We start from the raw sequence: 23,875 nt of genomic DNA on the forward strand, positions 1-23,875 counted from the left end.
GAGTATGCGGTCGTAGACCCGAAACTGTGTGATCTACCCATGTCCAGGGTGAAGGTCAGGTAACACTGACTGGAGGCCCGAACCCACGTATGTTGAAAAATGCGGGGATGAGGTGTGGGTAGCGGTGAAATTCCAATCGAACACAGAGATAGCTGGTTCTCTCCGAAATAGCTTTAGGGCTAGCCTCAAGATCATGAGTACTGGAGGTAGAGCACTGATTGGACTAGGGGCCCCTACCGGGTTACCGAATTCAGTCAAACTCCGAATGCCAGTTACTTTAACTTGGGAGTCAGACTATGGGTGATAAGGTTCATAGTCGAAAGGGAAACAGCCCAGACCGCCAGCTAAGGTCCCAAAGTATACGTTAAGTGGAAAAGGATGTGGCGTTGCACAGACAACCAGGATGTTGGCTTAGAAGCAGCCATCATTGAAAGAGTGCGTAATAGCTCACTGGTCGAGTGACGCTGCGCCGAAAATGTACCGGGGCTAAACGTATCACCGAAGCTGCGGATTGTTCTTACGAACAATGGTAGGAGAGCGTTCAAAGTGCTGTGAAGTCAGACCGTGAGGACTGGTGGAGCGCTTTGAAGTGAGAATGCCGGTATGAGTAGCGAAAAAAGAGTGAGAATCTCTTTCACCGAATGCCTAAGGTTTCCTGAGGAAGGCTCGTCCTCTCAGGGTTAGTCGGGACCTAAGCCGAGGCCGATAGGCGTAGGCGATGGACAACAGGTTGATATTCCTGTACCACCTCATGATTGTTTGAGCAATGGGGGGACGCAGGAGGATAAGGAGTGCGCACCGATGGATGTGCGTCCAAGCATGCGAGGAAGTCAGATAGGCAAATCCGTCTGACATGTTTCTGAGCTGTGACGGGGAGGGAAATAGAGTACCGAAGTTCCTGATTTCACACTGCCAAGAAAAGCCTCTAGTTAGATCATAGGTGCCCGTACCGCAAACCGACACAGGTAGGCGAGGAGAGAATCCTAAGGTGAGCGGGAGAACTCTCGTTAAGGAACTCGGCAAAATGACCCCGTAACTTCGGGAGAAGGGGTGCTCACTTGTGAGTGAGCCGCAGTGAATAGGCCCAAGCGACTGTTTAGCAAAAACACAGGTCTCTGCGAAGCCGAAAGGCGAAGTATAGGGGCTGACACCTGCCCGGTGCTGGAAGGTTAAGGGGAAGAGTTAGCTCTTCGGAGCGAAGCTTTGAACCGAAGCCCCAGTAAACGGCGGCCGTAACTATAACGGTCCTAAGGTAGCGAAATTCCTTGTCGGGTAAGTTCCGACCCGCACGAAAGGTGCAACGACTTGGGCACTGTCTCAACGAGAGACCCGGTGAAATTATACTATGCGTGAAGATGCGCATTACCCGCGACAGGACGGAAAGACCCCGTGGAGCTTTACTGTAGCCTGATATGGAATGTTTGTGCAGTTTGTACAGGATAGGTGGGAGCCTTTGAAACGTGAGCGCCAGCTTACGTGGAGGCATCCGTGGGATACCACCCTAACTGTATGACCATTCTAACCCAGGACCGTTATCCGGTTCGGAGACAGTGTCAGGCGGGCAGTTTGACTGGGGCGGTCGCCTCCTAAAAGGTAACGGAGGCGCCCAAAGGTTCCCTCAGAATGGTTGGAAATCATTCGCAGAGTGTAAAGGCAGAAGGGAGCTTGACTGCGAGACCTACAAGTCGAGCAGGGACGAAAGTCGGGCTTAGTGATCCGGTGGTTCCGCATGGAAGGGCCATCGCTCAACGGATAAAAGCTACCCCGGGGATAACAGGCTTATCTCCCCCAAGAGTTCACATCGACGGGGAGGTTTGGCACCTCGATGTCGGCTCATCGCATCCTGGGGCTGTAGTCGGTCCCAAGGGTTGGGCTGTTCGCCCATTAAAGCGGTACGCGAGCTGGGTTCAGAACGTCGTGAGACAGTTCGGTCCCTATCCGTCGTGGGCGTTGGAAGTTTGAGAGGAGCTGTCCTTAGTACGAGAGGACCGGGATGGACACACCGCTGGTGTACCAGTTGTTCCGCCAGGAGCATAGCTGGGTAGCTACGTGTGGTAAGGATAAGTGCTGAAAGCATCTAAGCATGAAGCCCCCCTCAAGATGAAACTTCCCATCACTTGAAGTGAGTAAAATCCCTCAGAGACGATGAGGTTGATAGGTCCGAGGTGGAAGCGTGGCGACACGTGCAGCTGACGGATACTAATCGATTGAGGACTTATCTAAGTTTTTTTATGTCACGTTACTCTTATTTAGTTTTCAGGGTGCAAAATCTTGTAAGTCTGGTAGCGATAGCGAAGAGGTCACACCTGTTCCCATGCCGAACACAGAAGTTAAGTTCTTCAGCGCCGATGGTAGTTGGGGGCTTCCCCCTGCGAGAGTAGGACGCCGCCAGGCTTATTTTTTTATCTAAATTTAATTTGTATTCCACAGTAGCTCAGTGGTAGAGCAATCGGCTGTTAACCGATCGGTCGTAGGTTCGAATCCTACCTGTGGAGCCATCTGCTTCCATAGCTCAGTCGGTAGAGCACTTCCATGGTAAGGAAGGGGTCAGCGGTTCAAATCCGCTTGGAAGCTTCGAATGATAAGGTGATAAAGTGAGTTTGGTTCTCGCTATCATCTTATTTTTTTATGTACCCAAGAAATAAGCCCGTAAAGAACCTAAATTTTCCCTTTTTAATGTTTATTTAAATTTTCTCCTGACATTTTACTGGTAAAAATAAATATGCTTATCAAAAATCTGCTCGCAACAGCTTTCTTATCTAGATAAGAAAGCTGTTGCGATTATGAATATGATCAACGAATAAAGAATTTGATCTCATTGTTTACCGACATGCTTAGCTTATATGTTTTTTCTACGTTGGATGATTATGAAAACTCCTCCTAAAAGGAGTAATAGTATGCCAGTTATTAAATAATTGTTCGCGAAAGTAGCTGTTTGAGGCAATTCATTACTAGATACTCCTTCAAATTCATATTTTTCTGTTCTTTCATCTTGAATAACACCATCCCAATTTAGACCAAATGCAAAATCGTAAGTGTTTCGTTCTGAATCAACATATGCCACCATATCATGAGCTACGTCTTCATATTGTTCTTCTACAGTTTTCATATTAGCTGGCATTTGAAATGGTAAGAGTCCTGAAGGCTCCACTTCACCTGAAAGTATCTCTAACACTGCTTGGTCCTGTACGCCAAAATTTACTAGAATAGCATCTACTTCGTCTTCAAATTCAGCTAAAACAGCAGGGTTACCCATAGAAATGGAGGCGATTACAGGTTTATCTCCCATTTTTTCTCTTGTTTCAAGTACCAGATCTAGATCTTTTGTATTGGATGCAGTTACTGTCTTATCTTTGTAAGATCTATTGGTGGAGTCTTCTGTTGGGTGTCCTCCAGCAATACTTTGCTCTCTAGCATATTCAGCTGTATATTCTCCATATTGCAGCGTAATAGGAAAATAACCATTTCCACCATTTTCAACATCTTCAGAAGAGTAACCAAGCCCGCCATCTGGACCTTCTATCGCAACTAATGCAAAGTCCGCTTCATCTGGATTGTCTGTAATATTAAAATAGTCTTCAACAATATCAAGATTGAGTAGTGGTGCCCACTCTCCCTCTGATGCTTCATCATCGCCTCCAAAACTGCTTTCTTCAGGAGGAAACCATCTTTCAGGCACATATGCTGTCAATTGTTCATTATTTTCTGCTTGAAGGGGTAATATATTATCTTTGTTTTTTAACATTACTATCGATTTAAGTTGTGCTTCAAATCCTGCTTCCATATATTCAGAATTACCGACAGTTTCTACAGATTCTTGTACATCCAGGTAAGGGTTTTCAAATAAACCCGTTTGAAAAATATTCGTTAATAGACGAACTGCAGATTCCTCAAAACGATTACGCATAAATTCTTCTCCATGCTCTTCCACACCGAGCTGATAAGCCTCCAAGATATCCCCTGATTCATCAACTCCGCCAAATTGGTCAACTCCATTAATTATAACTTTATAGAACCGTTCAGGGTCAGAAAGTTTTTCTACTCCCCATGATTTCCCACCTGCAAATTGTTCTATATCTTCATTTGGATCACCAATGATTCCCCAATCGGTGGTAACAACCCCATCATAACCATACGTGTCTCGCAGAAGATCTTGAATCATATATTTACTATAGGCATTACCAACATTTTCTCCATATTGCTCATCTTGGTTCCAAGAAATGGTGTAATATGGCATTATCGCAGAAACTGAATCTGTTCCTCCTTCTAAATCAAATGCTCCATTTAAGAATGGAGTAAGGTGCTCATCAAAGTTCTCTCCTGGATAAACAGCATATTTTCCAAAAGCGTAATGTGCATCACGTCCTGCTTCTCCTGTTCCACCACCAGGCCAATGTTTAGCCATCGTATTGACACTTGTATATCCCCAGCCTTCATCTATCTCAGATTGCTCATTCGAGGTCTGAAAGCCGTCTCCATAAGCCTTTGCCATATCTGCTGCTAGATCAGGATTTTCCCCAAACGTGCCAGGGAATCTATACCACCTTGGATCTGTGGCAATATCAATCTGTGGAGATAAAGCCGTTGCAATTCCTAGAGAACGATATTCTTCAGAAGCAATATGACCAAATTGTTCTACAATCTCAGGATCAAATGTTGCAGCTAAACCAATAGCCTCTGGCCACATGGATATGTCTCCACCAGCACCAGCATTAAATTCTGCACTGGAATCCGTACTATGCCTTGGATCAGAACTATTATTTAATGGAATACCTAAGCCTAACCCTTCTGCTAGTGCTTGTGCATTGTTATTCCACTGAGCAGCTGTTTCTGAACTTTCTACATTTGTTATCAATACATGTCTAAGATTATCATTAGTGATATAGCTGTTCTGATCTTCCGTCAGCTCTGCAGAATCGATAGATTGATGAGAACTATATAGCATAAGTCCAGCGATTTCTTCGATGGACATTCTAGAAGCAAGGTCTTCTGCTCTTTCCTCCGCAGATAATCTCCAGTCTTCATAGTCATCTAATTGTCCATTCTGGTTTAAATCTTTAAATTGATCTGATCCTTCTGTTATTATCTCTACGCCGGATGTAGAAGAATATCCAAGTACAGGTCCATTTTTTTGTTCAACAAATTCTATTTCATTCGAGTTTTCTTCGGAAGAGTTACTCTCTGCTATGACTGGTTTTTGCATTGGTGAAAAAAGAATAAATATGGAGAAAAAACTCAGCCATTTTTTAAAACGTTTTTGCATTGCACTCACTCCTTTAATGGTTGAATTTTCTGTGAAGTAATAAAAAATCCGTTTTACAACTGTAAACTTTCATTTTAAATTTTTCATAACAACTTTTCATGTGATTCCAGAGTATCTCCTTTCTTTTTTTGGTTGCGCTTTCATAATGTTGAAATCATTTTGATTCCTCCTTTGTCCAGGTTTAACTTTCATATTGCAAACTTCATGCCAGTTAAAAAGAATGTTGAACTATAAACTTTATTGGTCGTTGATGATCACATGTGTGCAAAATGGTTACACAAATTGGTTACGTGTATTTTAGGTCTTCTGCTGTTATGATAGAGATAGAAGCGAATGAAATTATTTTAAATAAATGAGGTTTAGACAGATGAGTCGAATATTGGATATTTACCAACACTTAAAAGAATTGAAAGAAGAGACTGTTACTGCCGTTGAGGTAGGAGAACAATTGAATATTGATCGTTCCACTGCAAGCCGTTATTTGAATGACTTGTTAAAAAGAAATAAAGTATTAAAAATACCAGGAAAGCCCGTGCGTTATGCAGTAAAATCATCTAATTCCTCAGATAGTGAACAAATGGATTTAATCGGATCAGAGGAAGCGCTTCGACCTATATTGGAAACTGGTATGGCGGCGTTTTCATATCCTTCCCGACCTCTCCCAATTCTCTTTACAGGAGAAACCGGTACCGGGAAATCTTATTTAGCTGAAAAACTTTCCCACTTGGCAATTGAGCAATCAGATATATTGGATGATAACGCTTTTATATCTTTTAATTGCGCTGATTATGCGCAAAATCCAGAATTGTTAATCGGCCAGATTTTTGGAATTAAAAAAGGAGCTTTTACAGGTGCTGATGAGGATAAAAAAGGGCTCGTCGATATGGCTCATAAAGGAATTCTTTTCTTGGATGAGATACACCGTTTACCTCCATCTGGTCAAGAAATGCTTTTTTACCTGATGGATAAAGGAATTTTTCATCGGTTAGGAGATGCAACAAAAGAGAGGACTGCAGATATAGCTATTATTGGCGCAACAACAGAGAACCCCAACGAAGTCTTGCTTCCTACATTGCTGCGGCGTTTTTCTATCAAATTAAATATTCCTCCATTGCGGGAAAGAACCTATAGGGAAAGAGAAAAGCTAATTGATTATTTTCTTCGGGAAGAGGCAGCAAAAATGAGTGTCACACTATCTATAGAAAAAGATTGTCGCGAAGCCTTTCTCACTTACGATTGTCCAGGAAATATAGGACAGTTAAAAAGTGATATTCAAATTGCCTGTGCACATGCATATTACCGTTATTTAAATAACGAAAATAAGAGTGTCGTTATTAAATTAGAGGATTTTCTTAGTTATAACGAAAATGACATGGAGAATAAAAAAGAAAAAGTTTCTCTGGATATTAATCACGTGTCAGAGGGGACTTCTACGGATTTTCCAAATATTTATCAGCATTTTGATTCAACCAGTAAAAATTCGAAAGAATCAACTCCAATGTTAGAGAAAGTGGTAATGGATTATATATCAGAATTGAATCAAAAATACAGACATCTTCCAAACCAAAGACAAAGTTGGAATCAATTAATCGATAAAGATTTATTTAATGCGCTTCAATATGCAGGAGAAGAATTAAAAGAATCGTTTGGATTTTCAATTCCTAAAAGCCAACTTTTCGTGCTTGGATTACATCTACAAAATTTTCGAAACCATCTTCGAAACGATATCAAGAAAGTTCCAATTCCAGTTATGATTCATCCGAACGCTACATGTCGACAAGCGGCTAATCAGATTGCCTATTATTTAAATGAACAAATTGGAATGAAATTACCTCCTGAAGAGATTGAACTAATCACGCATTTTATAACACCAGAGAATTACACTGTTGATACGATAGTAAACGATCAAAGAATAGCTGTTTTACTTGTTATGCATGGAAAGTCTACAGCTTCTTCAATGGCAGAAGTAGTAAATTATTTGCTGGGAAATCATGTTATTCATGCTGTTGATATGCCATTGCATATTACTGCTGAAGAAACGTATGAACAGGTGAAAACACGTATTCATCAATTACGAACAGAGATGGAAAATATAGAAAGTGTATTACTGCTAGTGGATATTGGATCACTTATTACCATGGGAGATACCATTAAAAACGATGTAGATCTTCCTTTAAAAACAATCTCAAGTGTCAATTTGCCTATGGTAATGGAGGCAGGAAGACAATCGCTGGTATCTGAACAAACATTGGATGGAATCTACGAAAATGCTAGAGAAGCGATGCTAAAGTTTGCAAAAGAAGAAGAGGAGTCGAAGTATGTACAGAAAAAACGCCTTATCGCTACGGTTTGCTTTACAGGAGAAGGTGCAGCGCAGTTGCTGGAAGATTGGATAAAAAAACAGCTTTCACATTCAGATAAAGATGTTTTAATACGGTCTGTCCGAGTTAATCCTTCAACTAACGATACTTCTGTTCTTCATGAACTGCAGGATTATTATGAAGTCATTGCCATTATTGGAACCGTTCCAGTATCGATAGAAGGTATCCCCTATATTCCTGCATGGGAGTTGCTACAGGAAGAAGGGGTATCTAGAATGCATCGACTGCTGGAAATTACAAGGAAATCATTAGCGACATCAATGGAAAGCAATGAGGTAGAAAGAGAGGAAATCTATCATTTAATTATTGGTGGATTACAAGAAATCATCACCTATGGAAATCCCAAATCTATTGCAAATATTTTGCAGGCTAGTATTCCGCCGATTCGTGAATATTATCACTGGGATACCGGAAGAGAGTTAGGCATGTGGATGCATATTGGAGGCCTAGTCGACCGATTAATCGCTAACCGTGTTCAAAGTAATTCAGACAAGCTTATGTTTTCGTTTCCAGTGGATGATCAAGAAATTACTATTACAGATAAAGAAAAGACGCTATGGGAACCTTTTTATGAAAAATTAGAGCAGAAATTTCATCTCACTGTTCCGGATCATATAAAAACAGAGCTTGTTAAATTATCCCGTTAAAATGTGTGCAATCATGTTGCACACATTTTTTATTAAAAAATGTTTTCAAATGAAATTTCTATTATGAGGCTCTTCTTCTTTATTTCTACCCAATAAACTGTGTTGGCATATTTTTTGCAAGTAATAAAGTGAAGGTTGTAAAAAGTGCTAAATGTGATTCTCAGGAAAGCATTTTTAGAAAAAGAGAAGGAGGGGGTTACTTGAAAAAATTTCTTTTCACTTATGCAACTGTTTTATCGTTGATTTGGATTGGATATGGTGTTTATGCACTTATCGCTAATCAGCCTTCAGCTGGAGTAATTCTTGGATTTGGAATTGCCTTTTCAGTATGTCTATTTATTGCTAGTTGGTTCTCGAGTTGGATTATGCGCCACTATAAGAGAATTGATAGCATGGCAAAAACAATGTTTACAAAAAATAACAAATTAAGAGGTGTTAAAGATGGGAAATAACAAATTAAAAATTATTATCCTTTGCAGTTGGGGAGCTACTTCAAGTCAATTAGCCAAAAAAGTGGAACAGGCAGCAGAGAAGAGAGAGCTAGATGTGGAAGTATATGCAGGTGGTACTGGAGAATTCAAGCAAAAAGCAAGTGAATATGATGTTGCTCTCTTAGAACCACAAGTACGTCATTTGAAAAAAGAAGTTACAAAAATAGGGGAGCAGAATGATGTTCCTGTTGAATTAGTAGATCAACGGGCGTTTGCGTTAATGGATGGAGATAAGGTGTTGGACCAAGCACTAAATATGAAGAAATAGAGTGTCTAAGGACTAAAACGATATGAAAGTGAGGAGTATGCTATGAAGCTAGATCAGTGGCTTGAAGATCACCTCATGGGACCATTAGGGAAAATAGCGCAGAATATTTATTTGCAGTCTATTCGTGATGCATTTGTTATCTTTGCGTTGCCTGTTATTATTACTGGTGCGATTTTCCTTATCATTGCTAATCCGCCTGATTCCATTGAATGGGGAATTGTGCAGGCTTGGGTAAATGCAGTAGAACCTATTCAGGCAGAACTTCTTTTCCCGTTTAATTTGACATTTGGATTAATGGCGCTGACAGTTGCGTTTGGTATTGGTTACAGTCTTGCCAGTCGCAGGGATATGGATGCAGTAATGGCTGGAATGTTATCTATGCTAGCCTTCTTTATGACTGCATTCCCTGTCACGGATATTGAGCAGGTAGCGTTTGGAGATATTCTGCAGTATTTAGGCGGGCAAGGCTTGTTTGTTGCCATTATTTTAGGTATTCTTACGACAGAAGCTATGCGATTTTTAATTAAAAAAGGGGTTACTTTCGAAATGCCTGACGGGGTTCCTCCGTATGTGATGCGAACCTTCCGTGTGATTATTCCCTTTATGATTATTTTACCGATTGTATGGATTCTTTCTTGGATTGTCTGGGCTAATTTCGGTATCACGATACCTCAAGCTGTATTAGACATATTTAGCCCTCTGGTAACTGTATCTAACTCGTATTGGGCAACACTTGGAATGATTCTGTTGATGCTTGTTTTATGGGCGATGGGAATTCACGGAATGAACGTTGTATCTTCCGTTGTATACCCTTTTTGGATGGCTAACCTGGCAGATAATGCCGAAGCAGTAAGGCAAGGAACAGAAGCGACAGGTATTGTTACCGAACCGTTCTTCCACATGTTTACGCATCTCGGAGGGTCGGGAGCAACGATTGGTTTAGCTGTCTTCCTTTTATTTGCGGCATCCAAACAATTGAAACAGGTCGGAAAAACGGTTATTGTACCTTCATTATTTAATATCAATGAGCCCCTCATTTTCGGGGTACCGATTGTGTTGAATCCTATATTAATTATTCCATTTGTACTGGGACCCGTTGTTATTGTAACGATTAACTATATCCTGTTTGCAACAGGTATTCTACCTCCTGTTATTGTACAGCCGCCATTCACGGTTCCTATTTTCTTAGGAGGATTTATTGCAACAGGTGGTTCCTGGTTAGCAGGAGTAGTACAAATTGTGAATGCGATTATTGCAGCGTTGATTTATTATCCTTTCTTCCGTAAATATGATAAACAGTTGTTGAACGAAGAAAATAATAACGAAGCGGAAACTAATTAATAAGGAGAGAGAATATGAACTACGAAGAAATCATGTCACAACTCATCTTGCACGGAGGAAATGCTCGTGGTGCAGCGTACGAAGCACTGGATGAAGCGCAAACCTTCAACTTTACTGAGGCTGAAAAGCTGTTGGAAGAAGCTGATGAAGAATTTGTAAAAGGGCATCAGTATCAAACAAAACTTATTCAAAATCAAGACGATCAGGCGAAACCGAGTTTTTTGATGATTCATGCACAGGATCATTTAATGACTGCACAAGCTGAACTGCAATTAATCAAACGGATGATTGAGCAGTTAAGAACGACAGAAAAGCTAGAGAAAAGAATTGAAAAATTGGAGCAGAGAACCGAATAGTGCAGTTTTAGTATGTGTGGAAAATAAATAAATAATTAATTCATTCATGCTACAGCTTAATACCAATATTTTAATGGTATTAAGCTGCTTAGCTCTTTATTACAAGCAGTTAGTAAGCTATCACTTAGCACTATGTATTAGATCATTTGTGCTAAAAAAGAGATAATCATTTAATCATCAGGAGCAACCAATTCTACTTTCACTCTGTCTGGGTCTTCAAAATACACAGCGTAATGACTTTCACCGCCAGCAAATGGATGAAGCTCGGGATAAAGAATAGTAATCCCTCGCTGCTGGAGTTTTGTAGTCATTTCATCAACAAATTCGCGGGAGTCTGCATGAAAAGCTAAGTGGTTTAAACCGACCCGACGTCGGTGATAGGGAATATCTAAAAATTTTTCCTCTGCTTGTACAAATACAAGATAGGATTCTCCCAGTTTCCAGCTTTGTCCACCTTCCCATTTTTGAAAAGGCTCGTATCCTAGTTCTTTTAGGAACCAGCCCCAGAAATGGACTGTTTCATTTATATCAGAAACATAAAGTTCTATGTGATGGATTAGACCATGTTTCAAAAAATTCCTCCTTTATTCATTCCAAAGATCTTTACAACTTGTTGTTGCGCCGAATAAACCTAATTTTTCTGCTCTGTCCAGCTGTTCTTTTTTGCTCATAAATCCACTTAAAATATAAGGAACATCACGCGTTTGACGAAACTTTTCAAAAAATTCCATGCCAAAATGGCCGGGTCTTAATTCAACCATATCTGCTTTTGATTCTTGGACAATTTTTAAGGCAGAATCTAAAGCGATCGAATCTTCTAAAACAATGCGTTGAATCGTTATTAAACCCGCAGTTTTTGCCATATTTATTTTTGAAGTTCCTTTGGCAATGATGAAATCCACCTTAAATTGTTGCTTTAATAATTTAATTCCAATAGAGTCTGCATTAAATCCATGAAGCAATTCGAGGTTAACAATGACTTTTTTATTTGATTGATGGCATAAGTCAACTAAATTTTTCAAATTTCCAATGTGGGCATTTGTAAGAACAATGTATTTATGAGGGCTTTTTAATGCGTCAGAAAGATATTTTAAATCTTTGACAGAAGGTATAACTTCCAGTGACTGATATGTGCTCATAAAAGTTTATCCAACTCCAATCTAGATTAATACTATAATGTTATAGAATATACTCGATAATGTCAAAAAAGTCAGCGTCAAATAAGCTTTTTCCTTCGATGAGAAGCAATAATTTCGTCTTTTAAATTTTCTGACAAATATAATGACTTATTTCTTGACAAATAGATTGTGTCTCATGTAATATGAATTTAAATAAAGTGTAAGCACTTTCTTTTTGTACAACAAAATATATTGTAGTTGAATAGTGAGAAGAATTCAGCTAAAGACCCACAGCTTATCATAATGGTACTATAGTGGTGTCTTTAGCTTTTTTGATTTTAAATTGTAAGGGTTTTCAAAAGAGGAGGATCATAATGTATTTAATTGGTATTGATGCTGGAAATACGTCTATCAAGACAAATCTTTTTGATACGAAGGGAAAGGTTATTGCTTCGTACGCGACGAGCAGCATGCGTTTACGCCCGAGAGGAAAAGGCTTTGAAGAGTTCGATATAGATGCTTTAGGTGATTCTACTTATGAAAGTATTCGAGAGACGCTTAAGCAGGCTAATGTAGATCCTGCTGAAGTAAAAGGTGTCGGCATCACCTCATTTGGTAATGGTCTGGTAGTTCTTGATAAAGATGGAAATACAATTGCACCAGGTGCTTTTTCGCAGGATTATCGTGCGACAGACATTGTTGAACAGATGACAGCCAATGGAACAACCGCGAAAGTTGCCGAAATTACCAAGGCTACTTTATTTGCTGGACAACCTGGTCCAATATTACGTTGGTTTAAAGATAATGAACCGCATGTGTATAGCCAGATAGGTACTATTCTCATGTTTAAAGATTATCTTGTTTATAAATTAACCGATACATTTGCTGCAGATGCAAATAACTTTGGGGGATCCAATTTACTGGATTTAGAAACGTTTGATTACTCGAAAGAATTGATGGACTTATTTGGAATTCCAGAGATGTACGATGTTTTACCAAAATTAGCAAGGAAGCCAGAAGAAATTATTGGAGAAGTAACGGAAGAGGCAGCAGAAAAAACTGGATTGTTAGCTGGAACTCCTGTTGTCGCTGGCATGATGGATGTATTTGCGTCTCTTATTGGGGCTGGTGCGACAGACGATGGGACATTTACAGCTGTAGCAGGTACATGGTCTATTAACTTAGCGCATACGAGTAAAATAGTAGACGGTGCTTCAGGACATATGCCTTACTTAAATAGTGAGGAATACTTAGTTGGTTCCTGGTCAGGTGCTTCCGGCGCAAACTATGAATGGTTTACAAGAATTCTAGGTGGAAATGCAAAAATAGAGGCACATGAAAGAGGAATTTCCTATTATGAAGTGCTTGATGAGTTAATTGATTTAGTTCCAATTGAAAGAGCAAAGGTAATCTACCACCCGTTTGTAGCACAGCCAAGCTTGCATACAGAAGCAAAAGCAAACTTCTTTAATGTTGATCAAAATACGACCTATGCTGAGTTTGCCTATGCGGTAGCAGAAGGGGTAGCTTTTGTTCATAAATACCATATCGATTTTCTGCGTAATGCGGGTGTTAAAGCAGACAAAATCCGGTTAACTGGTGGAATTGCACGTAGTAAGGTATGGGCTCAAATATTTGCTAATGTACTCGAGCTACCAATTGAAGTGGTAGAAGCGGAAGAAGTCGGTGCATTAGGTGCGGCTATTGTTGCGGGTGTAGCGACAGAGGTCTATGACAGTTATGAAGATGCTTTTCGTAACGCGGTAACAGTCCTGCCTGCTGTTAATCCAGATACTTCAACTTATCCTATATATGAATCACGCTATAAAGAATGGTATACATTAACGGAAATTATGAAATTATATTGGAATAAAAAGCGGGATAACGAAATTTAGGTACGTGAAACAAAAAAATAAAAATTCATGTTCTATCAAGGAGGATGACAATGGTTGAACGCACAGTGAAACTGGAGAAGATTAATGATGTAAAAGCATTTGTAGAGATCATGACGACTTTTGATTACCAAGTAGATATTATTTCTGGCCGCTACGTGATGGATGCGAAGTCTATACTCGGAATCTTCAGCTTGGATTTAACACAGCCGTTAACATTAAAGATACACGCAGATGAGTGCGATGATTTACTAGAAGCAATTGCCCCATATATAGTACAAGAATAATATCAAATGAAATAAGTTTCAGATGAAACAATATTTGCCTATCTGTGTGAGGCTTTGAAAAGTTTACAAAGTAACAGATGAATGAGAAAATAAAGATAACTGTTATCAAGCTATGGTGTGAAGGTGAAGCATCCAAGGATACACCTTGATAATGATAATTACCGTAGCCATTCTTCTATTCATCGTAGAAGGGAGATATAATAGGAGGTATAAAGGAGGAGTTTGATGGTTGAGCGTTATGTTCGTTTAGAAAAGATTAACGATGTAAAAGATTTTGTAGAAATCGTATCACGCTATGATTATAAAGCAGAGGTTATATCCGATACGTATATCTTGAGTGCGAAATCCATTATGGGCATATTTAGTCTGGACTTAACAGAACCACTAAAGCTAAGAGTTCACGCAGACGACTGTGACGATTTATTAGCGGATATAGCATCTTACCTTCATGATGCAGAGTAAAATAGTGGGCTGGTCATTAATCGACAATTTATTAGGGTAATGGAAAGAAGGGAAACACTGTACTTTGAATAAATGGACTCTGTGAAAGATAGATGATCGATTCTTTTTCAATGAAAGGGAACAAGGTTAGAATTGGACAAGAGGTATATTTTCAAAGATCACAGTGTTTTTCTAATTTATGTACCTTTTAATAAAAAAGAAAATGCAAATATATTTTTTGGAAATCGAATTGAAATAAAAACAAATAAAAATATATGCAGGTTTCGAAAAAAAGTGATATGATATAATTATAAATGCTTGTTCAAAAGCCACATGATAGGAACCTTTTTTCTAGGCATTTGGACAAATATAAAGAAAGACAGATTTTATCACTTTGATAAAGGAGAAATAATAATGGGAAATAACGCTCAATCATCCGTAGGTATTGTTTTAGTATCACACAGCCAAAAAGTCACGGAAGGGTTAAAAGATCTGATTCTTGAAATGAATGGTGACAATGTAAACGTTCACTCTGCTGGAGGTACAGATGATGGGCGCTTGGGAACAAGTGCTACAATCATTATGAGTAAAATCGAAGAACTTCAAGATTGTGAAAATATCTTGATTTTTTATGACATGGGAAGTGCGCTGTTAAGTACAGAGACTGCAATAGATTTGTTAGATGAGGATTTACAGGCGAAATGTAAAATTGTAGAAGGCCCAATAGTAGAAGGAGCATTTGTCGCTTCTGTACAATCGACGGTCACGAACGATGTTGATGTGATTCTTGAAGAAGTGTCCAAGCTATAATAGCTGGACCTTTTAACGACACATTGAAAGGGTTTTCGATTTAGTTCGTGATAAAGAAGTATAAAAACGAACAATTCACTTAATGAAGCAGGTAATAAATGTATATCTAGAATTGGAGGAAAAATAAAATGAAACGTTTAGTCAATGATGGTTATGATGTTGTCGAGGAGCTTTTAGAAGGTTTTGCTGAAGCGAACAGTGATTATGTAGAGTTATTAGAACATGATAAACGCGTTATTGTTAGTAAGAAACGCGGTAATAAGAGCAAAGTAGGAATTATTATTGGTGGTGGGTCAGGACATGAGCCGCTTTTCATTAACTACGTTGGTGAAAACTTCGCAGACGCTTCTGTAGTGGGTAATGTCAATACATCTCCATCTCCAGAGCCTTGCTACAATGCTGTAAAAGCAGTAGATACAGGAAAAGGCTGTCTGTACATGTATGGAAACTACGCTGGTGATGTGATGAATTTTGATATGGGTGCAGAAATGGCAGCTGATGACGGCATCCAGGTAGAAACAGTAACGGTAACAGATGACGTGTATTCTTCTGAAAATATCGAAGACCGTCGTGGGGTTGCTGGAGATATTTTTGTATTTAAAGCAGCAGCTGCAGCAGCTGCAAAAGGATTGGAGCTTCCTGAAGTAAAAGCTGCTGCTGAAAAAGCGAATTTTGCTACAAGATCAATGGGCGTAGCTTTATCTTCTTGTACATTACCTGCAACTGGTAAAAATATCTTTGAAATGGATGAAGGAGATATGGAAATCGGTATGGGAATCCATGGCGAACCGGGGGTAAGGAGAGATAAAATTCGTCCTGCTGATGAAGTAGTGGATGAAATTTTAGGATATATCTTAGAAGATCATCATTTAGAAAGCGGCGATGAAGCTTATGTGCTTGTTAACGGTCTTGGCGGATTGCCATTAATGGATCAATATATTGTATATCGTCGTGTAGAGCAAGTATTAAGCGAAAAAGGAATTAAAATCCATAAAAATCTTGTAGGAAACTATGCAACATCTATGGATATGGTAGGAATGTCCATCACGCTTGTTAAACTGGATGATGAATTGAAAGAATTATTGGATTATCCAACAGATATTCCAAATATTAAATTCTAAGCACCAACAAGCATACTTTTGTATATTGAGGAATATGATGGAGGGAAAATTTATGTCAACACTAGTATTAGATAGAGAATATTTTTTAAATGTTTTTCGTGATATGCTTCCGTTTGTAGATGAGCAATCGGAGCATTTGCAACAGCTTGATTCAGAAATTGGAGACGGTGACCATGGTATTAACTTAACCATCGGCTTTCGTGAAGTAACGAAGCAGTTAGATACCATTAATGAAGAAGCAGCAGATATTTCAACTGTTTTTAAAAAAATCGGGATGATTCTTTTAGGAAAAGTTGGAGGATCTTCTGGCCCGCTTTATGGGAGCTTTTTCATGAAGGCTGGTAAAGATGTAACTGGTAAAGATGAAGTTACCTTCGATGAATTTTGCGGAATGCTCATCAACGGCATTGAAGCGATTCAGCTTAGAGGGAAAGCAGAGGTTGGCGATAAAACCATGATTGATGCTTTTCTTCCTGGAGTAGAAGTGCTCAAGCAAGATAAGCCGGAAGACCCTATTGAAAAATTCACTGCTTTTGTAGAAGCAATGAAAGAGGGAGCTGAATCCACGATACCTCTAGTTGCTAAAAAAGGACGTGCAATGCGTTTGGGTGAGCGCGCAGTGGGGCATAAGGACCCTGGCGCCGAATCAGCATGGATGATGATGGAGGTTTTCTTAAAGCGTTTGAAAGAGGCGGCATCTGCATGAGACAGCCAGTTGTGGGAATAAGCTATAAAACCTATGTGAACACAGTCGATAAGGCTACGGAATTGGTACAGTCTCTTGCTGAGGTTACCACAAATGAAAAAGAAGTAGAAAAATTTGTCTTCCCGTCTCTGGGGGTTGTGTATCCTGTAGCCCAGGCATTAAAAGGATCTGAAATTGCCTTTGGGGCACAAAATATTTCACCTTATGAAAATGGAGCTTACACAGGAGAGGTTTCTATTGAGTCTATTATTGATATGGGTGGAACGCATGTGGAAATCGGACATGCAGAAAGACAAAGTATTTTTCATGAAACACTTGATATGATTCATTTAAAAACGAAGCTTACCCTTGAAAAAGGCTTAACTCCTGTTTTATGTATCGGTGAGGGAGAGCGTTTAGATAATGAAAGCGAGCGAAAACAAGTGTTGAAGGAGCAAATTCTAACTTCTTTTGGCGAAGTAGACGCAGCGCTTATTAAAAAAGTTATCTTAGCTTATGAGCCGGTTTGGGCAATTGGTAAAGCAGAGGCAGCCGACGCAGCATACGTGCATCAAACGCATGAATTAATCCGAGAAATTGTTAAAGAAGCATATAGCCCCGAACTGGCTGACGCAGTCCGTATTATCTACGGCGGGTCAGTGAGTAAGGATAATGTTTATGAGATTACTTCTCATGACGATGTAGACGGGGTATTCATTGGCCGTTTTGGCCATGATCCTACAAATTATAAGCAAATCCTTGATACTGTAAAGCAAGTGAAATTGAGTGGTTAATTACTTCATACTTTGGATCAACACCAGGGTCTATGGTTGATAAGAAGCTAAAAATAGGATGGTGAGACTAATGGGTGCTGATTTTCTGTAATGGTTGCCTGCATCAAACTTATAGCAAAATTGTCCTCCATAGGTGTTGGTGAAGCGTCCATATTTTTATATTTTATGTATGAAGAACATATAAAAGGAGATGGTAATGATGAGTAAAAAGTATATTCTATCCATTGACCAAGGCACAACAAGTTCACGCGCAATTTTATTTGATCATGATGGTACGATTGTGGAGGTTGCTCAAAAAGAATTTGAACAATTTTTCCCGCATCCAGGCTGGGTAGAGCATGATGCTAATGAAATTTGGACATCAGTACTAGCCTGTATTGCAGAAGTGTTGCGAAAAGCAGATATAGAACCAGCACAAGTAGCGGGTATTGGTATTACCAACCAAAGGGAAACAGCAGTTGTTTGGGATAAAAATACCGGTAAACCCGTTTATAAAGCGATTGTCTGGCAATCCCGTCAAACAGAGGGGATCTGTAGAGAGTTGAGAGAAGCTGGACACAATGACTTGTTCAGAGAGAAAACAGGATTATTGCTTGACCCGTATTTCTCCGGAACAAAAGTAAAATGGATTCTGGACAACGTTGAAGGTACCAGAGAAAAAGCGGATAATGGTGACTTGTTATTTGGAACCATTGATACATGGTTAGTGTATAAGTTATCAGGTGGAAAAACTCATATTACTGATTACTCCAATGCATCCCGTACACTCATGTTCAATATCTATGATTTGAAATGGGATGATGAGTTATTAGATATTTTAGGAGTACCGAAAAGTATGCTCCCAGAGGTGAAACAATCATCTGAAGTATATGCAAATACAGTAGATTATCATTTCTTTGGACAAGAAGTGCCGATCGCAGGAATTGCGGGTGACCAGCAGGCTGCATTGTTTGGGCAGGCATGTTTTGAGAGAGGAATGGCAAAAAATACGTATGGTACAGGTTGCTTTATGTTAATGAATACCGGTGAAAAAGGTGTGGCATCTAAAAATGGCCTTTTAACCACATTAGCCTGGGGAATTGACGGCAAGGTAGAATACGCACTTGAAGGAAGTATTTTCGTAGCTGGTTCCGCCATTCAGTGGCTGCGTGATGGTTTAAAAATCATTGAAAATGCGCCTGCAAGTGAGGACTTTGCTAAAAAAGTTGATTCTACAGAGGGTGTCTATATGGTTCCTGCATTTGTAGGACTAGGAACACCTTATTGGGATAGTGATGCACGCGGTGCGGTGTTTGGCTTAACCCGTGGTACGTCTAAAGAGCATTTTATCCGTGCAACATTAGAATCTCTTGCTTATCAGACGAAAGATGTATTGGATGCAATGATTATAGATTCTGAAATCGATTTGAAAGCGTTACGAGTTGATGGAGGAGCAGTAAAGAATGATTTCTTAATGCAATTCCAAAGCGATATTCTAAATGTTCCAGTTGAGCGCCCTGTTGTACAAGAAACAACAGCACTTGGATCTGCTTATCTAGCAGGCTTGGCAGTAGGGTATTGGAAGGATAGAGAAGAAATTGCAAAACAATGGCAAAATGAAAAAACATTTGAAGCAGAAATGGATAAAGCAGAAAGTGAAAAGCTTTATAGTGGCTGGCAAAAAGCTGTAGAAGCTGCTCGAGTGTTTAAATAATAAAGAAATAAATGAAAGCGCCTTTCCTTCCACTGATGAAAATCTGCATATTGGATTCTGAATCGAAAAGAGGGAAGGTGCTTTCGTTTATTGTTAATTTGATTACAAACGAAAAGAAAAGTTGATAAAAGAAAACGTAAGGTATATAATAGAAGTAGAATAAATAAATGAGAGGAGCTTGCATTATGAAAATTGGTATTGGCGGAGATCATCATGGATATGGATTAAAAGAAACGTTGAAAAAATTTATTGAAGAATCAACAGATCATGAAGTAGTAGACTTTGGAGCTCATTCCAGCGATGCAGTTGACTATCCTGGTGTTGCTTTTGAAGTAGCAGAAGCGGTCAGTGAGAAGAAAGTAGACCGTGGTGTACTTGTTTGTGGTACAGGTCTTGGTGTTGCTATTGCAGCTAACAAATATCCAGGAATCCGGGCAGCAACCACACATGATACGTACTCTGCAGAGCGCGCTCAATTAAGTAATAATGCTCAGATCATTACACTGGGAGCTCAAGTTATTGGACCAGAAGCTGCTAAAAAAGTAGTTGAGGCATATCTAAATGTAGAATGGTCTGGCGGTTCTCAACGCAAAGTAGATCAAATCGTAGACAGAGAAAGCCAATTCCTTGATCAAAACTTCAAAGACGCAGCAAAAAGCTCTTGTTAACGATAGATATAAGGCAGAAGAATAATCAAAGCACTGTATGGAAAACGCATACAGTGCTTTTTAAATTGTCTGAAAAGGGAATAATCCCCCGGTAAAAGGCTAACTATATATTATGAGGTAGAGACCACTTGAATATTACGTTCGACGAGTACCTGTTCTATTTCCGGATCAATCGCATTATTTGTAATGAGCACATCGACTTGATCTGTCCTTGCAAATGGGGCACTGGATGTCACACCAATTTTAGAATGGTCAATCACAGCAATAATTTTCTGTGCCTTATTCACCATCCGTTTCTTTAGTTCTACCTCATATAAATTAAAATCAGTCAGACCATTTTCTATGGAAAATCCATTAGCAGAGGTAAATAGAATATCAATATGAAGCTTTTCTAATAACTCAATTCCGAGTGTGCCTTCAATTGTTGAAGAACCTTTTGTTACGACACCACCAATTAAAATAACGGTGATATTAGGATTATCTTTTAGTTCTAATGCTGTTTGAAGCCCGCTTGTTACAACAGTTAAGCGAATCATTTTTTCATTTAGATAACGTGCTAATTCCAGAGCGGTCGAGCTGGCATCCAGTAAAATGCATTGTTTTTCTTCAATAAAATGAAACGCTTCCTTTGCAATCAATGATTTTTCTTTCCGGTTTTGCTTTTCACGTACAGAGAAGCTGGTGTCATAGTCAGAGTTATTCTGTTGATTTAACATAGCCCCGCCATGGGTACGTGTTAAAAGTCCATTTTGTTCCATCTTATTTAAATCCGTACGTAAGGTTGCTTCGGACACACCGATCTGCTCTGATAATTCTTTTACAGTTAGCCGTTGTTTATCATGCAGAAGTTCCATAATTTTGTTTCTTCTTTCCGTTACAAACATTTTCATTATCCGTCATCCTCACAAAAAAATATCTCTTCCTAACTCATAATTTATCATAGTTATATAGTGTATTGTACCATAAAGTGAATAAATAAAATAATAAATGAAAATGTTTGACAATTAATTGCCCAGTGGTACAATAATAATGTAAACGTTGTTAATGAGGAAATTGTAAGATGCAAACTAAATAAAGGAGTGCTTGCTAATGAGTTTCCAAGGTTATGATAAAAATTTCAAAATTACAGACAAAGTAGCTATTATTACAGGTGGAGCTAGTGGTATTGGACAAGCAATTGCAGAGTTCTACATTGAAAAAGGAGCTAAAGTAGCGATTTTTGACGTAAAAGAAGATGTTGCAGATGCAGCAAAAGAAATCGGCGGAGAGAGTGCTATCGGTGTTAGAGTAGATATTACTGATGGTGACAGCATTCAAGGAGCAATTGATCAAACTGTAGAACATTTTGGCAAAGTAGACCTCCTCGTAAACTGTGCAGGCGTGGCTTTATTGGATGATGCAGAGAATCTTTCTGATGACTACTGGCAAAAAACAATCGATTTAAACTTAACAGGAACATTTAAAATGTCCCAGCTTGTTGGAAAACAAATGATTGCACAAGGACATGGCGGAAAAATTATCAATATGGCTTCTCAAGCGGCTATTATTGCTCTTGATAACCATGTGGCTTATTGCGCAAGTAAAGCTGGTGTTGTAAGCATGACGAAAGTATTGGCATATGAGTGGGCGCAATTCGATATTACGGTAAATGCTATTTCTCCAACAGTTATTTTAACAGAACTAGGTAAGAAAGCGTGGGCTGGTGAAGTTGGAGAGCAAGCAAAACGTGAAATTCCGCTTGGCCGTTTCGGTTATCCGGAAGAAGTTGCGGGAATCGCATTATTCTTAGCAAGTGATGCTGCAAATCTTATTACAGGTGAAAATATTGTAATTGATGGCGGAAACACAATTAAATAATATATATTAAAACAAAAGCAACAGCTTCCGTATTAATCGGAGCTGTTGCTTGTTTCTTATATTATAGAAAATCTTCTGCAAAACTTCTACTGAATAACGTTTCCCTTTATACTGTTTCCTGATTCTCTTGTATTTCTTTCAATTCTTTCATAACATGGTAAGAGTGTTTAAAACCGAATTCGTCATGAAGTTTGTTGTAAATCTTAAATAGCTTTTCATATTTTTCAACATTTTCTGGAATTGGTTCTACTGTTTTCAAGAATGGTTGTTTCATTTTAGAGATAGTGGTATCCATATCCTCATGAGCGTCTCCTGCAACAGCGCCCAAAATAGCTGCGCCGACACCAGATGCATAATCACTTGCTGAAACAGTAATCGGACGGTTTAAGACGTCTGCATAAATTTGGATAAGTAAATCAGATTTTTGAGGCAGACCGCCTGAAGCAAATACGTCATCCACTTCCATACCCCAGTCTTCATAAGAAGCCATAATGATTTTTGTACCAAAGGCTGTTGCTTCCATGTAAGCTCGATAAATATCTTCAGGCTTTGTATGAAGAGTCAGGCCGATTAAAAGTCCACTTAAATTACTATCACTTAGTACAGAGCGGTTTCCGTTATGCCAATCCAATGCAACAAGTCCAGATTCTCCAACTTCTTTTTGGCTCGCTTTTTCCTCTAATAATTCATAGATACTTATTCCACGTTCTTCTGCTTCCTCTGTGTATTCTTTTGGAGATTGTTTCACTGCGTATCCAAATAAATCACCAACAGCAGATTGTCCAGCCTCATAAGCGTATAGGCCAGGAATGATAGAGTCTTTTACACTTCCGGAGATTCCAGGAATTTTTACATGTTTCTCATGAAGCATAATATGACATGTACTGGTACCCATTACCATTGTTAATTGATTTTTCTTCTTAGATCCAATACCTAATAGTCCAGAATGAGCATCAATAATAGCTGGTGCTACTGGAAGCTTTTCTGGTAAGCCGAGCATTTCACTAAACGCATCGGTTAGTACGCCGGCCTGCTCACCAATTTTTACAAGACGCCCTTCCAGCTTGTCTTGCACAATATCGGGTAATTCAGAATCTAGTTTTTCATAGAAGTCATAGAAAAATCCTTCATCTTCATTCCAAAAGGTTTTAAATCCACGACCACAGTTACTGCGAACATTTTCATTGATTAGATTAGAAATAACCCAATCTCCAGCTTCCATTATATATGTTGCTTGCTCCAACATGTCCGGAGCATGGTTTTTAACTTCTAAAAGCTTTGGAATAAGCCACTCACTGCTAACATTAAAGCCGTAGTAACCAAGCCAGCGGTCTTTATCTTTTACAGCAGTATTAAAAATATATTTTGCTTCTTCTTCCGCACCGTGATGCTTCCATAATTTCGTATAAGCATGCGGGTTATTTTTATTCTCTTCTTTTTCATTTAATGGTGTAAAATCTTTATCAGCAAATACAACGGTTGAAGCAGTAAAATCTATTCCTAAACCTATAATTTCATTAGGGTTTATATTAGCTTCTTTTAAAGCCTCTGGTACACCGCGTTTAAGAACGTCAATATAGTCTGTTGCATCTTGCAAGGCGAATGAGGAGGGGATGGGATTCCCGTTTAAGTTTTGCTCTATTGTTCCTGAACGGTAGTCAATCACACTCATAGCTAGAATATCACCGTTATTTGTATCAACAATCATTACTCTTCCAGATCCAGTTCCAAAATCTACACCGATGGAATAAGTCATTAAAAA

The 23,875-nt window shown here is 39.0% G+C and carries 20 protein-coding genes, 2 tRNA genes and 2 rRNA genes; 19 read left to right on the plus strand and 5 right to left on the minus strand.

All coding sequences use genetic code 11. The features are described from left to right. From BN986_RS07680 to BN986_RS07695, 4 genes are all read left to right on the plus strand, one after another. Positions 1-2,223: ribosomal RNA gene (locus BN986_RS07680) — 23S ribosomal RNA — on the plus strand; the annotation flags it as partial. Between the two features lie 55 nt (positions 2,224-2,278). After that, a 5S ribosomal RNA gene (gene rrf / locus BN986_RS07685) occupies positions 2,279-2,394 on the plus strand. A gap of 29 nt (positions 2,395-2,423) precedes the next feature. Beyond that, positions 2,424-2,498: transfer RNA gene (locus BN986_RS07690), tRNA-Asn, on the plus strand. A 3-nt stretch (positions 2,499-2,501) separates the two neighbouring features. Continuing rightward, positions 2,502-2,574, plus strand: a tRNA-Thr gene (locus BN986_RS07695). A gap of 265 nt (positions 2,575-2,839) precedes the next feature. Here the strand turns inward: BN986_RS07695 and BN986_RS07700 are convergent. Continuing rightward, positions 2,840-5,203 carry a glycoside hydrolase family 3 protein gene (locus tag BN986_RS07700; protein WP_148417121.1) on the minus strand — a complete coding sequence of 788 codons (2,364 nt, stop codon included), beginning with the start codon at positions 5,201-5,203 and terminating at the stop codon, positions 2,840-2,842. Positions 5,204-5,630: 427 nt separating this feature from the next. On the opposite strand from BN986_RS07700, the gene BN986_RS07705 reads away from it, so the two are divergent. From BN986_RS07705 to BN986_RS07725, 5 genes are all read left to right on the plus strand, one after another. Next, positions 5,631-8,291: a sigma 54-interacting transcriptional regulator gene (locus tag BN986_RS07705; RefSeq protein WP_040979270.1), complete on the plus strand. Its 2,661-nt coding sequence runs from the start codon at positions 5,631-5,633 to the stop codon at positions 8,289-8,291. Between the two features lie 200 nt (positions 8,292-8,491). Beyond that, positions 8,492-8,743 (plus strand): hypothetical protein, encoded by a 252-nt coding sequence (locus tag BN986_RS07710; protein WP_040979271.1) that lies wholly within the window; start codon positions 8,492-8,494, stop codon positions 8,741-8,743. Then, complete coding sequence (locus BN986_RS07715; protein WP_040979273.1) at positions 8,733-9,050, plus strand: PTS sugar transporter subunit IIB; 318 nt, start codon at positions 8,733-8,735, stop codon at positions 9,048-9,050. The genes BN986_RS07710 and BN986_RS07715 overlap by 11 nt, the downstream gene beginning before the upstream one ends. Positions 9,051-9,092: 42 nt before the next feature. After that, positions 9,093-10,391 (plus strand): PTS sugar transporter subunit IIC, encoded by a 1,299-nt coding sequence (locus BN986_RS07720; protein WP_040979274.1) that lies wholly within the window; start codon positions 9,093-9,095, stop codon positions 10,389-10,391. Positions 10,392-10,405: 14 nt separating this feature from the next. Next, positions 10,406-10,747 (plus strand): PTS sugar transporter subunit IIA, encoded by a 342-nt coding sequence (locus BN986_RS07725; RefSeq protein WP_040979276.1) that lies wholly within the window; start codon positions 10,406-10,408, stop codon positions 10,745-10,747. Positions 10,748-10,917: 170 nt separating this feature from the next. Here BN986_RS07725 and BN986_RS07730 read toward each other — a convergent pair whose 3' ends face one another. Then, positions 10,918-11,319 carry a VOC family protein gene (locus BN986_RS07730; RefSeq protein WP_040979278.1) on the minus strand — a complete coding sequence of 134 codons (402 nt, stop codon included), beginning with the start codon at positions 11,317-11,319 and terminating at the stop codon, positions 10,918-10,920. A gap of 12 nt (positions 11,320-11,331) precedes the next feature. Further along, complete coding sequence (locus BN986_RS07735; protein WP_040979279.1) at positions 11,332-11,886, minus strand: glycerol-3-phosphate responsive antiterminator; 555 nt, start codon at positions 11,884-11,886, stop codon at positions 11,332-11,334. Positions 11,887-12,239: 353 nt separating this feature from the next. Between BN986_RS07735 and BN986_RS07740 the strand changes: the two genes are divergently transcribed. The 9 genes from BN986_RS07740 to rpiB all read left to right on the plus strand — a co-directional run bounded on the left by BN986_RS07740 (position 12,240) and on the right by rpiB (position 20,256). Continuing rightward, positions 12,240-13,760: an FGGY-family carbohydrate kinase gene (locus BN986_RS07740; RefSeq protein ID WP_040979280.1), complete on the plus strand. Its 1,521-nt coding sequence runs from the start codon at positions 12,240-12,242 to the stop codon at positions 13,758-13,760. 50 nt (positions 13,761-13,810) lie between these two features. Next, on the plus strand, positions 13,811-14,044 hold the full coding sequence (locus tag BN986_RS07745; RefSeq protein ID WP_040979282.1) for an HPr family phosphocarrier protein: 234 nt from the start codon (positions 13,811-13,813) through the stop codon (positions 14,042-14,044). Between the two features lie 225 nt (positions 14,045-14,269). Next, the gene (locus BN986_RS07750; protein WP_040979283.1) at positions 14,270-14,506 is read left to right on the plus strand and encodes an HPr family phosphocarrier protein; all 237 of its coding nucleotides are present in this window, start codon (positions 14,270-14,272) and stop codon (positions 14,504-14,506) included. 393 nt (positions 14,507-14,899) lie between these two features. Beyond that, positions 14,900-15,295: a dihydroxyacetone kinase phosphoryl donor subunit DhaM gene (gene dhaM, locus BN986_RS07755; protein ID WP_040979284.1), complete on the plus strand. Its 396-nt coding sequence runs from the start codon at positions 14,900-14,902 to the stop codon at positions 15,293-15,295. Between the two features lie 128 nt (positions 15,296-15,423). Beyond that, positions 15,424-16,416, plus strand: a complete 993-nt coding sequence (locus BN986_RS07760) for a dihydroxyacetone kinase subunit DhaK (protein WP_040979286.1) — start codon at positions 15,424-15,426, stop codon at positions 16,414-16,416. 52 nt (positions 16,417-16,468) lie between these two features. Next, on the plus strand, positions 16,469-17,122 hold the full coding sequence (dhaL, locus tag BN986_RS07765) for a dihydroxyacetone kinase subunit DhaL (RefSeq protein WP_040979287.1): 654 nt from the start codon (positions 16,469-16,471) through the stop codon (positions 17,120-17,122). Further along, positions 17,119-17,895, plus strand: coding sequence for a triose-phosphate isomerase (gene tpiA, locus BN986_RS07770; RefSeq protein WP_040979288.1), 777 nt, complete (start codon positions 17,119-17,121; stop codon positions 17,893-17,895). The genes dhaL and tpiA overlap by 4 nt, the downstream gene beginning before the upstream one ends. Before the next feature lie 199 nt (positions 17,896-18,094). Further along, complete coding sequence (gene glpK / locus BN986_RS07775) at positions 18,095-19,588, plus strand: glycerol kinase GlpK (protein WP_040979289.1); 1,494 nt, start codon at positions 18,095-18,097, stop codon at positions 19,586-19,588. Between the two features lie 185 nt (positions 19,589-19,773). Beyond that, positions 19,774-20,256 (plus strand): ribose 5-phosphate isomerase B, encoded by a 483-nt coding sequence (gene rpiB / locus BN986_RS07780; RefSeq protein ID WP_040979290.1) that lies wholly within the window; start codon positions 19,774-19,776, stop codon positions 20,254-20,256. A 110-nt stretch (positions 20,257-20,366) separates the two neighbouring features. Here rpiB and BN986_RS07785 read toward each other — a convergent pair whose 3' ends face one another. After that, positions 20,367-21,146, minus strand: coding sequence for a DeoR/GlpR family DNA-binding transcription regulator (locus BN986_RS07785; protein WP_052400696.1), 780 nt, complete (start codon positions 21,144-21,146; stop codon positions 20,367-20,369). Between the two features lie 199 nt (positions 21,147-21,345). On the opposite strand from BN986_RS07785, the gene BN986_RS07790 reads away from it, so the two are divergent. Continuing rightward, on the plus strand, positions 21,346-22,113 hold the full coding sequence (locus BN986_RS07790) for an SDR family oxidoreductase (RefSeq protein ID WP_040979292.1): 768 nt from the start codon (positions 21,346-21,348) through the stop codon (positions 22,111-22,113). A gap of 106 nt (positions 22,114-22,219) precedes the next feature. Here the strand turns inward: BN986_RS07790 and BN986_RS07795 are convergent, their stop codons facing one another. Continuing rightward, a complete protein-coding gene (locus BN986_RS07795) occupies positions 22,220-23,869 on the minus strand; it encodes a ribulokinase (RefSeq protein ID WP_040979293.1) in 1,650 nt (549 codons plus the stop codon). Between the last annotated feature and the right edge of the window lie 6 nt (positions 23,870-23,875).

The sequence above is a fragment of the Oceanobacillus jeddahensis genome (assembly GCF_000750635.1).
In the GTDB taxonomy this organism is placed as follows: domain Bacteria; phylum Bacillota; class Bacilli; order Bacillales; family Amphibacillaceae; genus Oceanobacillus; species Oceanobacillus jeddahense.